This window comes from Flavobacterium psychrophilum DSM 3660 = ATCC 49418 (genome assembly GCF_002217405.1).
Lineage (GTDB): Bacteria > Bacteroidota > Bacteroidia > Flavobacteriales > Flavobacteriaceae > Flavobacterium > Flavobacterium psychrophilum.
Genome location: NZ_MUHE01000009.1, coordinates 1 through 13,398, shown reverse-complemented (window position 1 = coordinate 13,398; position 13,398 = coordinate 1). Strand labels below are relative to the sequence as shown.

Annotated in this window: 9 protein-coding genes and 1 tRNA gene; 7 read left to right on the top strand and 3 right to left on the bottom strand. The window is 35.2% G+C overall.

Annotation, left to right across the window (positions count from 1 at the left end; all coding sequences use genetic code 11):
- Positions 1 to 49: 49 nt before the first annotated feature.
- The gene (locus B0A57_RS02365; protein WP_034097204.1) at positions 50 to 3,469 is read left to right on the top strand and encodes a T9SS type A sorting domain-containing protein; all 3,420 of its coding nucleotides are present in this window, start codon (positions 50 to 52) and stop codon (positions 3,467 to 3,469) included.
- 2 nt (positions 3,470 to 3,471) lie between these two features.
- Positions 3,472 to 5,532 carry a M13 family metallopeptidase gene (locus tag B0A57_RS02360; protein WP_011962266.1) on the top strand — a complete coding sequence of 687 codons (2,061 nt, stop codon included), beginning with the start codon at positions 3,472 to 3,474 and terminating at the stop codon, positions 5,530 to 5,532.
- Positions 5,533 to 5,586: 54 nt separating this feature from the next.
- On the opposite strand, the gene B0A57_RS02355 is transcribed toward B0A57_RS02360, so the two are convergent.
- Positions 5,587 to 6,408: a Rossmann-fold NAD(P)-binding domain-containing protein gene (locus B0A57_RS02355; RefSeq protein WP_034097202.1), complete on the bottom strand. Its 822-nt coding sequence runs from the start codon at positions 6,406 to 6,408 to the stop codon at positions 5,587 to 5,589.
- Positions 6,409 to 6,756, bottom strand: a complete 348-nt coding sequence (locus B0A57_RS02350; protein WP_011962264.1) for a hypothetical protein — start codon at positions 6,754 to 6,756, stop codon at positions 6,409 to 6,411.
- An 853-nt stretch (positions 6,757 to 7,609) separates the two neighbouring features.
- On the opposite strand from B0A57_RS02350, the gene B0A57_RS02345 reads away from it, so the two are divergent.
- The 4 genes from B0A57_RS02345 to B0A57_RS02330 all read left to right on the top strand — a co-directional run bounded on the left by B0A57_RS02345 (position 7,610) and on the right by B0A57_RS02330 (position 11,650).
- Positions 7,610 to 7,945 (top strand): single-stranded DNA-binding protein, encoded by a 336-nt coding sequence (locus tag B0A57_RS02345; RefSeq protein WP_016361980.1) that lies wholly within the window; start codon positions 7,610 to 7,612, stop codon positions 7,943 to 7,945.
- 134 nt (positions 7,946 to 8,079) lie between these two features.
- The gene (locus tag B0A57_RS02340) at positions 8,080 to 10,008 is read left to right on the top strand and encodes a M1 family aminopeptidase (protein WP_011962262.1); all 1,929 of its coding nucleotides are present in this window, start codon (positions 8,080 to 8,082) and stop codon (positions 10,006 to 10,008) included.
- 86 nt (positions 10,009 to 10,094) lie between these two features.
- Positions 10,095 to 11,429, top strand: coding sequence for an RIP metalloprotease RseP (gene rseP / locus B0A57_RS02335; protein ID WP_011962261.1), 1,335 nt, complete (start codon positions 10,095 to 10,097; stop codon positions 11,427 to 11,429).
- Positions 11,430 to 11,576: 147 nt separating this feature from the next.
- Positions 11,577 to 11,650, top strand: a tRNA-Asn gene (locus tag B0A57_RS02330).
- Between the two features lie 108 nt (positions 11,651 to 11,758).
- Here the strand turns inward: B0A57_RS02330 and B0A57_RS02325 are convergent.
- Positions 11,759 to 12,352, bottom strand: coding sequence for a 2OG-Fe(II) oxygenase (locus tag B0A57_RS02325; protein WP_034097200.1), 594 nt, complete (start codon positions 12,350 to 12,352; stop codon positions 11,759 to 11,761).
- A 260-nt stretch (positions 12,353 to 12,612) separates the two neighbouring features.
- On the opposite strand from B0A57_RS02325, the gene B0A57_RS02320 reads away from it, so the two are divergent.
- Positions 12,613 to 13,104: a nuclear transport factor 2 family protein gene (locus B0A57_RS02320; RefSeq protein WP_034097198.1), complete on the top strand. Its 492-nt coding sequence runs from the start codon at positions 12,613 to 12,615 to the stop codon at positions 13,102 to 13,104.
- Positions 13,105 to 13,398 lie beyond the last annotated feature (294 nt).

Below are 13,398 nucleotides of genomic sequence, written 5' to 3'. Positions count from 1 at the left end.
AGACATAAAATGAAAAAAACTTGCTATTTTTGACCAAACACACAATAAAATGAAAAAAATATATCTGCTTATCGCATTGTCTTTTTTTACAAAAGGAAACGCTCAGTTTAGCCCAAGTTTCCCTTGGATAGAAGAAAATTCCCTAAAAGACAACCAGAATATTACTTTTGATAACATTGTAACTTCGTTTAATGACTATTGGAAAGATAAAGATCATTCGAAAAAAGGCTGTGGTTATAAACCATTCAAGCGTTGGGAAAATTATTGGAGTACTCTTGTAAAAGAAGACGGAAGAATCATCTCGCCTGAAGAATTTATGTTGGCATGGCAATCTAAAAAACAAGCACAAACCAATAGATCTTCATTAATTTTACCTGCAAGCAATTGGATACCAGTAGGCCCGTTTACTCATACAAACACTGGCTCATGGTCGTCAGGACAAGGAAGAGTCGAGGTAGTTTGCATAGACCCATCTAGTGCAAACACAATATATGTTGGTTCGCCAGCAGGAGGAATTTGGAAATCGACAGATATTGGCATTACTTGGTCTCCACTTACAGATAATTTACCACAAATAGGGGTTTCGGGAATTGCGGTAGACTATTCTAGTTCAAACACTATATATATCGCTACGGGCGATAAAGACGCTGGTGATACTGCTTTTGTTGGGGTTTATAAATCTACTGATGCTGGAATAAACTGGGCCGCCACAAGCACAATGCCTGGAGTAACCAGAGCAGGAGATTTAATCATACACCCAACAAACAATCAGATTTTGTGGTGCGCAACTAACTCTGGTATTTGGAAAACTGTAAATGGTGGTACTACTTGGACAAATGTACAAGCAGGAAGTTTCTCTAAAGGATCTATAAGAATAAAACCTAATGATCCAACTAATGTGTATGCAGTAAGTAATTCTGGCTTTTATAAATCTACTGATACAGGCACTACTTTTACAAGCATAACTACTGGATTACCCGCTAGTTCTAATAGGTTGTTATTAGATGTTACACCCGCCAATTCAAACTATGTTTATATTTTAAGTGCAAATTCGCCTAATACAGCAGCAACTCCTCCATATTATGGGTTTCAAGGTATTTACTTATCAACAGATTCAGGAATTAGCTTTTCCAAAAAATCAGGAGCATTAGACGTGTTCGAATCTACTCAATCAGGATACGATTTAGCCTTTGCAGTATCTACTACAAATGCCAACGAAATTTATACAGGTTGTTTAAATATTTGGAAATCTACAAATAGTGGAGCAACAATGACAAGAGTTAATAATTGGAGCGCTCCAGCAAGTGCTTCATATACACATGCCGACATTCATTTTTTAAAATTTTTTGGAGGTGATCTTTATGCAGGAACAGATGGTGGAATATACAAATCAAGCAACTCGGGCGTAAATTTTACAAGTTTAACAGCGGGACTTCAAATTAGCCAATTTTATAAAGTTGCAGTTTCCAAACAATCGGTAACAAACATGGTGGGTGGCTTACAAGACAATGGTGGTCATGCGTTTAGTAATAACGCTTGGAAAAATTACTATGGCGCTGATGGCATGGACACTGGAGTAGACCCAAACAACGGCAACAAATACTATGGTTTTATACAAAATGGAAGCAGTATGTATATAAGTACCGATGCAGGAAATTCATTAGGTTCAGGTGTAGCCGCTCCAATAGCAGAAACAAGTACAAACGATGATGGTGGCAACTGGGTAACACCAATGGCTATAAATAGTTTGGGTGAGGTTTTTGCAGGTTATTCAAGATTGTACAAACTAAGTGGCGTGGCGTGGGCACAACAAAGCACAGGAACAATTGGCACAGGAGACATAGAGCTAGTCTATGTAGATCCAAGTGATGATAACATTATGTACGTATCTAATGGAACACAGCTGTATAAAAGCACAGATAAAGGAGTTGCTTTTTCACTTGTATTTACCGCAAATACAGCCATTACTTCTATTTGTGTAAATTATTCAAACAACAGCATTATATACCTTACTACCTCAGGAACAGCAGGATTAGCATTAAAATCGACAAACGGAGGAACAACCTTTGCCTCATTTTCTACAAACTTACCAGCCATAGGAAAAAATGTAATAAAACACCAAGGCAGAAATTCATTAAATCCGTTATATTTAGGAACAAGTTTAGGTGTATATTATCGAGATGACTCGATGACACAATGGGAACCATTCGATACTAATTTGCCTAACGTTTCAGTTACCGATTTAGAAATTAATTTAGAAGAAGGAAAAATTGTAGCAGCAACTTACGGTCGTGGCATTTGGCAAGCATCAATTCCTATCGAAGTTCCTACCAATGATATTGCATTAGTGGCTATAACCCCAACAACCAATATTAATTGTGGCGGTGCAGTTTCCCCGCAAATAACCCTAAAAAATAACGGAACAAACCCTATCTCATCAGTAAATATTACTTATGATTATAACGGAGTACCACAAAATTATACTTGGACAGGAAGCATTGCCGCTGGTGCTTCACAAACAATTACTATCCCAACATTTACAATAAGCACAAGAGGAACTTATAATCTGAGTATAACTTCAACAATTACTGCCGATGCTTATTCAGACAACAACAAAGCAATCACACAATTATATATTAACAATCCAGGAACAATAGGCGTTTTAAACACCTTTGAAACCGTTGCCTCAGAATTATTAACTTTTAATGACGGAGTAACCGCTAGCCAATGGAAAAGAGGCATAAATACAAATGGCGTTTTAGCAACTCCAGAAAATAACGTTTATACAACCAACCTTACAGGCAGTTATCCAGACAGCACTAAATCCTACTTACTATCTCAATGCTATGATTTAACAAATGCTGTAAACCCACAAATTAAATTTAAATTAGCTTTCGATTTAGAACCAAACTACGATCTCGTTTACGTTCAATACTCTACAAATATGGGACAAACTTGGGCAGTTTTAGGAACACAAGGACCAAACTGGTATAATAGTAATAGAACACCCGCAACCTCTGGAACAGATTGCGACAATTGCCCAGGAGCACAATGGTTAGGAACAAATACCACACTAACCGATTATTTTTACCCTCTAAACAGCTTAATAGGTCAGTCTAATGTCATTTTCAGAATCGTTTTCCATTCAGATAGCGGCACACCTGCTTTAGGAGTCGTTGTAGATAATTTTATCATCGACGGGACTTTATCTAACGAAGATTTCCAATTAAAAAACATTGCCATTTACCCTAACCCATCAACAGGATTATTTACCATTTCTACAGGAAACAAAGCTATCGATAAGGTAGAAGTTTATGATGTAACTGGTAAAATTGTACTCTCTAAGAATAACTTTTCGAATGAAAATTCACAAACTATTTTAGATATGAAAAATGTTTCAAACGGAATTTATTTTATAAAAATATCATCAGAAAATCAGAATGTAGTAAAAAGAATAATAAAAAATTAACCATGAAAAAAAAAATTATAACTGCTGGTTCATTAGCAGTTTTTTCGCTAGCAAGCTTGGCTGTTAATGCACAAGAAGGTGTTCAGAAAAAAAATTCAGGAATCAATTTAGATTTGATGGATAAAAGCCTAAAACCAGGAAACGATTTTTTTCGTTTTGTAAACGGAACTTGGTACGACAAAACAGAAATTCCAGCAGACAAAACACGTTGGGGAAGTTTTGATGAATTGCGTCAAAATACCGATAAAGATGCCCTAGCAATCTTGAAAGAAGCTGTGGCTGATAAAAAATTAAACCCAAAATCAGACCAAGCCAAATCAGTTAGTATTTACCAAACTTATATGGATACCATTTCCAGAAACAAACTCGGAATAAAACCAATAAAACCCTATCTAACAAAAATAGATGCCATAAAAACCATTCAAGATATAAACAATCTAATAATAGAAATGGAACCTCTTGGCGGCATAGGGTTTTACGGAGTAGGCGTGGGTGCAGATGCAAAAGACAGTAACAAAAACGTAGCATACCTAGGCCTTGGCGGTTTAGGCTTACCAGACAGAGAATATTATATTTCTAACGACAAGGATTCGAAAGAAAAACGTGAGAAATATGTACTTCATGTAGCGAGAATGCTACAGTTTTTAGGAACAAAACCAGCAGAAGCAAAATTAGAAGCCAATAAAATTTTAGCTTTAGAAATCGCAATGTCTAAACCAAGATTAGACAGAGTAGAACTTCGTGATGACAGAAAAACATACAACCCAATGACGGTTGCCGAATTACAAAAACTAACACCATCTATACACTGGAAAAATTATTTAGATGCCGTTGGGATTACTAATTTACAATCAATTGTAGTTTCTCAGCCAAAATATATAACAGCACTTGAATCTATTTTAAAAAACAGTAAAATTAACGATTTAAAAGCCTACATGCGTTGGACTTTATTAAGAAAATCGACAGGATTACTAACTGATGAAATAGAAACCGCAAACTGGGAATTTTACAGCAAAACATTACAAGGAGCAAAAAAACAACGCCCTAGAAACGAAAAAGCACTGCAAGTCGTAAACGGAACAGTTGGAGAAGCCTTAGGCAAATTATATGTAGAGAAGAAATTTCCTGCCGAAGCCAAAACAAAAGCCAAAGCAATGATAGAAAATGTTATTTTAGCTTACGAAAACAGAATAAATAATTTAACATGGATGTCTGTCGAAACTAAAATTAAGGCTGTCGAAAAACTACACAAAGTAACCATCAAAATTGGCTATCCAGACAAATGGGAAGATTATTCTAAACTAGACGTAAAACCAATAGCAGAAGGCGGAACATATTACGAAAACATGGAAAACGTTTCCCGTTGGGAGTTTTCTGAAAACATCGCAGAACTAAAAAAACCAGTCGACAAAACAACATGGGGAATGTCGCCACAAACAGTAAACGCTTACTACAATCCTGCATATAATGAAATTGTTTTCCCAGCAGCAATTTTGCAACCACCATTTTACGATTATAAAGCAGACGAAGCTGTAAATTACGGCGGAATAGGAGCCGTTATAGGACACGAAATTTCTCACGGATTCGATGATTCTGGAGCACGATACAATGCCGACGGAAATTTAGTAGACTGGTGGACAGCAGATGATTTAAAACAATTTACAGAACTTGGTGGCGCATTAGCAAACCAATACAGCGCCTTAGAACCCTTGCCAGGAACTCACGTAGACGGAAAATTTACATTGGGTGAAAACATTGGAGATTTAGGTGGCATAAATGCAGCCTACGATGGCCTTCAATTGTATTTAAAACAAAACGGAAATCCAGGTCTTATAGATGGGTACACCCCAGAACAAAGATTATTTATCTCTTGGGCAACCATCTGGAGATCGAAAATGAGAGACGAAGCTATAAAAAATCAAGTAAAAACCGATCCGCATTCGCCAGGAATGTACAGAGCCTATGTGCCACTTACAAATCTCGATGCTTTTTACAAAGCTTTTGATATAAAAGAAGGAGACAAACTATTCGTAAAACCAGAAAATCGTGTAAGAATCTGGTAATAGTTTCAAATAAACTTAAAAAAAAGGCTTGTCAAAATTAGACAAGCCTTTTTTTTATAATAAAACTTCAAACCTATAACCCAAAGTTTTAATTAATTTTTCGCTCGAAATTACTTTCCCAACAGATGGTTTTTGCTTATTAAATCTAGGCAAAAACAAACCTAATTCAATTGCTTTTTGTGTATAATATTCCTCCCGAGTTGGGTGAAAAGGAGCCACAGCATTAAAAATCTCTTGCCACACCAGCCTATCATTCTGAGCCTGTCCAAGAATCATTAAAACAATTGCAATACAATCTTTTTGATGTATTAGATTGATCGCACCATTTGGATTTTCTATATTTTCTCTACCTGATAACATCCTTACAGGATGGCGATCATCACCTATTAAGCCGCCAAAACGCAAGACTGTAGTTTCAAAATTTTTGTTGTTTTGCAACATTTTTTCAACCTCTAGTAACTGCTTGCCACCCTGCGTTTCTGGTCTAGCAGTGGTTTCTTCGGTTACAATCAAATTATCATCGGCATAAACAGAAGTAGAACTTACAAATAATACTTTTGTAACCGATGATTTTTCGAGAAATGGAATGAGATTTCTTATTTTAGCCACAAAATTCTCCGAAGCATTCCCTCGTAATTTTGGCGGAATATCAATAATTAATACTTCCGAATTTTCTAAAAAAGCATCAATATTACCCATAACTTCGTTTTCATTTAACGAAAGTAAAAACGGCTCAATCCTGCTTTGCGCTAATACCGAAAGTTTGCCCTGAGAAGTTGTAGATCCTTTTACAAAAAAATCAGTTGCTACTAATGCTCTTGCCAATGGCAAACCCAGCCAACCACAACCTAATATCGAAATGTTTTTACAAGTCATTTAGTTTTCTTTTTTTACCAACATATAATAATCATCCTCCAAGATCCTATAGCCTTGATCATACAAAAAGTAATACGTATTTCCAGTTTTAGTGATCAAAACAGACGTAAAAAACTCGAAATCGAAACCCTTACTTAATAATTTTGTTCGACTTATTTTGCCCTTTCCTTCGGGATTCAAATCCGACAAAATACGGTAATTTTTGCGCAATTTATTATTTATATTACGCATTAAGTTAGTCGAATCTTTATTTATTTTGTTGTTATACGCATTTCTGCAACCATCGCTACAAAACTTTTTATCTTCACGACCTATAATTTTCTCGTTACATTCTAAACAGTTTTTCATCTTTTTAAAAATTTCCTTTATATAGTAATACCAGTTCTATGAGCCCAAAATGAAGATTGCAATACCAAGCATATAACCCAATTATTTCTTTTATCACCTATATATATTTGCCTTCAGGAGGTATAACTATTTTGGTCAAATCTGATGCGACAAAACTTTGTAGCAACACCTTGCATCAATGCTCACTAAGATTTACAAAAAAACCAAAATACCATTGCAATTCCCAGTTATAAGTCACGCCCATTTTGCAACTTCATACAGCTTTATAGTAGGATTATCTTTGGCAATCGCCAGCCTAAACCGTATAAAACTATCTATTATAACTCTCGGCACAATAACAAACAATCTATTTTACTTCCAACCATCTGTGCGATATTTATAGTTTCATTCTTCACAGCTAAATTAAAAACCTTTTTTTTATTTTGATGGCAACCCTTCAATCGTTTCAATCCAGTTTTCAATATCAATTTCAAAAATTAAAGCTGGTTTTATAAAACGACCAGTCGAAAATTTCAGCGTTTCTAGGTTCCTACTCTCATTTTTTAGGAGCGACTGGCTCGGGCATTTTTGTAATCTACATTCCTGCTTTCGCTTTTATCTTTTTTTCCGCCAAAAAAGGCGACAAAAAAAGGATATCAGCTCAATCAGGGCTATGTAACACTTTCCATTTGTATCAGAAAACCAATCAAATATAAACAAAAAAAAACAATTACAAACGGTTACAAACAATTACAACCGAAAATAAACGAATGATAACCGAATAATTTTTGAAACCCACCACATCTTTGCCCTGTCGAAATAAAACAATGACCAAAAAAAAAACAATTTTAATACCAATTTAAATTTACACGCCATGAGCACATTAAGAAACAAAGTACAGCTAATAGGAAACGTAGGAAACGATCCAGAAATTAAAATCCTAGAAGGAGGAAAAAAACTAGCAAAACTAACCATTGCTACAAACGAATCATATTATAACGACAAAAATGAAAAAGTAACCGATACCCAATGGCACAACCTTACCGCTTGGGGAAAAACCGCCGAAATTATTGAAAGTTTTGTAACCAAAGGAAAAGAAATCGCCGTTGAAGGAAAACTAACCCACCGAAACTACGACGACAAAGACGGAATAAAAAGATATTATACAGAAGTAGTCGTAAACGAGCTACTATTACTTGGCAGCAAATAAAAAATTAATCTATTATAAAAGCGACAAATTCTTGTCGCTTTTATTGTTAAATAGCTAATTATCTTTATAATATAATCTGAATTAATATAAAATGTCGCTGAAATTTTTAAATTTGTAAAAAATTTCAAGCCCCCATGAAAAAAACCAAACTAATAACGCTACTCCTACTTACAACAGTATTTGCCTTTTCTCAAACAGAAAAAAGCAATATAGCAAGTATTGCCGAAGCCGAAATGAAATCGGCATCAAAAACAATAAATTTTGCGGTAAACCCCAATACTCAAAGCTATGATGTTACCTATCATAAGTTAGAGATTACCGTAGATCCCGCAGTGTATTTTATTTCAGGAAAGGTTACAACCACCTTTACTGCATTATCGAACATGAATACTGTGACTTTCGATTTAGCAAACGAACTAACCGTGAGCTTGGTAAAACAAGGCGCAACAAATTTAGTGTTTTCAAGAAATACAAATAACGAATTAATTATTACTTTACCAACCATGCTTGCAACAGGAAACGCTACATCTGTAGAAATTACTTATTCTGGTGAGCCCCCTGTAAACGGATCTGATGCTTTTTCGAGCAAAATACACAATGGTTCGCCAATAATATATACCTTATCCGAACCTTTTGGCGCCAGAGATTGGTGGCCTTGCAAACAAGACTTAAACGACAAGATTAACAGTATCGATGTTTATATTACTGCGCCATCACAATATGTTAGTGTCTCTAACGGCATAGAGCCTCAGTTGCCCGTAACTGTGGGGGCAAATAAAACTACTCATTTTCATCATGGTCATCCAATCCCAGCCTATTTAATTGCCATTGCGGTTACAAATTATACTATTTACAATCAAATGGGAGGAACCGCACCTAATGACTACCCTATAATAAATTATTTGTACCCAGAGACATTTGCAAGCGTAACACCACAGCTAGCCGTTACACCCCGAATCCTAAACTTATATGAATCCCTGTTTGAAGTTTACCCTTTTCATGACGAAAAATACGGCCACGCACAATTTGGCTGGGGAGGCGGAATGGAACATACAACCGTATCTTTTATGGTAGGTTTTAATCGAGGGCTAATAGCACACGAAATGGCACACCACTGGTTTGGAGACAAAGTAACTTGTGGCAACTGGAAAGACATTTGGCTTAATGAAGGAATCACTACTTATGTCACTTCTTTAGTGATTGAAAATTTTGATGGCCAAGCCGCTTTTACTGCCGAAAAAGGAAACATGATTAACAATATTACATCATCAGCCGATGGTGCGGTTTATCTCACAGATCTCGAAGCAACAAATGTAAATAGGATCTTTAGCAACCGCTTAACCTACAATAAAGGCGCAATGGTCATGAATATGTTACGATTTAAACTAGGAGATGTTGCCTTTTTTCAGGGTATGAAAAATTATTTAGCGGATCCAACATTAGCTTTCGGATATGCACTCACACCACAATTAAAAACCCATTTAGAAACGGTTTACCAAGGTAGCGGTAGCTTAACGGAGTTTTTTAAAGATTGGGTTTACAATCAAGGTTATCCAACTTATGCTATAAACGCATTTAATTCTGGCGCAGGTCAGGCAACGGTTCAAATTAACCAGACACAATCTCATGCTTCAGTTTCTTATTTCGAAATGCCAGTTCCTGTAAGACTAACAGGCTCCTCAGGACAACAATTAGACGTGGTTCTAAACAACACAACAAATGGGCAAAGTTTTGTTATACCAGTAGGATTTACAGTAACTGGAGTTGTATTCGACCCAAAGAAAGATATTATTTCTCGCAATAGTACTGCCCTTCTAGGTATAAACAATTTTAATTTTGAAAACGCAATAAATATATACCCTAACCCAACTAAAGAAGTATTAAATATAGATTTGCCAACAAATATGACTTTGCAAAAAGTAAACCTATACAACACCTTAGGTCAGAAAGTAGCAGAAACCAACCAGAATAAAATAGATGTTTCGGGACTTTCGCAAGGAATATACATTGTAAACTTTGAAACATCTGAAGGGGCTTTTCATAAAAATTTCATAAAAAAATAATCTCAGCACATATTCGGCACATATATTGTAAAAAGTAAGGCGAAAGTCTTACTTTTGCTTTATACATAAAAAATTAAAATTAATAAATGGATACTTTAATACAAATAGCACAAATCATATTTATACTTTCGGTACTTGTCATTCTACACGAATTTGGACATTATATTACCGCACGAATGTTTAAAGTAAAAGTAGAAAAATTCTATCTTTTTATAGATCTTGGATTCTCATTATTTAAAAAGAAAATAAACGACACCGAATGGGGAATAGGATGGTTGCCAATGGGTGGCTATGTAAAACTATCTGGAATGATAGACGAAAGCATGGATACCGAGCAAATGGCACAACCAGCACAACCTTGGGAATTCAGATCTAAACCAGCTTGGCAACGCTTAATTATCATGTTAGGCGGAATCGCAGTAAATATTATTTTAGCAATTCTTATATACACAATCCTGTTTAGCACCGTTGGTCAAAAATATGCTTCAGCCGAATTGTATCAAAAAAATGGCTTAACATTTAGCGAATCAGCAATTAATGCAGGTTTTAAAAATGGAGATAAAATTTTAAGTGTAGATGATCAAGTTCAACCCAAATTTAACCGAATGATTATCGATGTTTTATTGGGCGATAAAGTAGCAATAGAAAGAGCAGGAAAAAAACAAACACTAGCTATTTCCGACGAACAAAAAAGTAAAATATTAGGATCCGAAGGTAGAGATTTCATACAACCAAGATTAACCGAGGTTTATATAGATTCAGTTATACCAAAAGGCGAAGCAAACAAAGCAGGATTGCTAAAAGGCGATAAAATTACCAAAGCAAACGGTCAAAACATCACTTTTTTCGATGAGTTTACGACAATCTTAAAATCTAAAAAATCAGATTCAATTCAATTAACCGTTTTAAGAGCAGGCAAAGAAATTTCTCTAAATTCTAAAATCACACCAGAAGGAAAACTAGACTTTTACCCAACTATCGAAGACAACGAGGATTTTATAATAAAAAACAAATTAAGCCTAGCAGAAGCTATACCAGCAGCTGTAAAGGAATCTTATACACAGTTTGTTTACAACATCAAACAATTCAAATTAATTCTTAGACCAAAAACCGAAGCCTACAAACAAGTAATGAGCCCAATAGGAATTACCCAAAAACTTCCAAAAGAATGGAACTGGGAGTTTATATGGGGTTTTACAGCCATGTTTTCGATAGGATTAGCATTTATGAATTTACTACCCATACCAGGTCTAGATGGCGGTCATGCCATATTTACCATTGCCGAAATGATAACTGGTAAAACTTTAAGCGTAAAAGCAGCAGAAAGAGTTCAAACCGTAGGAATGATTATCTTACTGATTTTAATGACTTTAACCTTCGGCAAAGACATCTACTCAATAATATTGAAGAATTTTTTATAAAAAAGTGATAATTTTATTTGGATATAATAAAAATGGTGCTATCTTTGCACCGCCTTACAAGTGAAACAAAACACACTTACTCTTAGGTTTAACAAGAGTACAAGGCTAAAAAAGTTCATACAACAATAAAGTTCATAACATACAGTTTCCTTCTTAGCTCAGTTGGTTAGAGCATCTGACTGTTAATCAGAGGGTCCTTGGTTCGAGCCCAAGAGAGGGAGCTTTTAAAAAGCCAGTCGTAAGACTGGCTTTTTTTTTTACAAAAAAACAATACACACCACCTCTTTACAGATACAAAAAACAGTATATAAGAACCCTACGGCAAAACATCAATCTCGCTTCAACCAACCCGTAACACTCATTCTTCGTTCATTAGTAACCAAAACCTCATGAACCAATTCATTACTTCTAAAAAAAACAGTTTTACCCTGCGTAGGCGATATTTTCTGATCATTGTCTAACTGATGAATAAGCAACTCGCCACCATCATCTTCTTTCCAATTAGCATTTAAATAGCTAATCATCGAAAACTGCCTGCTCGAATTATCCTCAAACTGATCTAAATGCTTCCTATAAAAACTCCCTGATTCATACAAAGAATAATGAAACTCATAACCCGTAATTCCAGCAAAACAAGAAACATTCAAATACGCTATAAAAGCCTCTATTTGCACAAAAAACGCATTTTCGTAAGCATTATTATTCCTTTTATCTAACCAATAAATAACATCGTTTCGTATCGCCGTGTTATGCACCAACTTATCAGCATTACCAGTTCCCGCGGTACGCAATTTATTATCGCGGTACAAAGAAAGCAAATTATCTTTCAAATGATTCGCCAGCTCATCACTCAAAAAACATTCAGAAACACCAACTCTAGTTTCAATATAAGAGGCAATTAAAACTTCAAAACTATTTTCCATAACATTGTTCGACTACCTGAATAGACAAGCAATGCGGCAAGGTAGTCTTAATAAACCACAATAACCCGCAACCAAAATTTCATTATTATCTTTTAGCAGCACAACAATTCCGTTTCATTTTCATCATTCGCCCGCTTTACGTTTCAATCTTTTCTTTTTTAAAGAAAAAAAGAAAAGGATTTTCACTACAATCGGGGCTAAAATTCAAGATTCCAACTTCTTTTAACTTTTTTGATTAATTTAGTCGCAAAAAAAACATTATGCAAAAAACACTTGCCCTACTATTACTCATCGCCACTTTAGCACAAGCCCAAACCAAAGAAACAGCAACAATAAATTCCGTTCTAGACAATTGGCACAAAGCAGCATCCCAAGCAAATTACGACAACTACATGCACGCCATGACTAATGATGCCGTATTTATAGGCACAGATCCCACCGAAAACTGGAACAAAAAAGATTTCATGACTTTTGCAAAACCCTATTTCGACAAAGGAAAAGCATGGAGCTTTACAGCACTAGAACGCCATATTTATTTAGACAAATCAGGAAAAACAGCTTGGTTCGACGAATTACTAAACACCCAAATGAAAATTTGTCGTGGCTCAGGAGTTCTCATAAAAACAAAAAAAGAATGGAAAATAAAACACTACGTCCTTTCTATGACCATTCCTAACGACAACACGAACCAAGTCATTAAAATAAAAGAAGCCACTGAAAACAAAATTATCGATAAATTAAAAAATCCGTAACCCCCTTTTATCTAACCTATCTTATCCTAAAAAGGCACAAAAAATTTCAAACAAATCAGAAACTTTACCACAACCCTCCAACCAAACAATCCTGCCAAAAAAATAGGTTAATACCGTTTTAATTTAAAAAAAAACGGTAATATTTGATACACATATTGTCATTCCAAACAACGAGAAATTTCGTCATCTAAACCACTCGATAGCATCTCTCATTGCTCACAATAGCAAACCCAGTATTGGATAATAAAATGGCATTAATACCAATTTAGCTTTAAAAAATACTGGAATATTTAT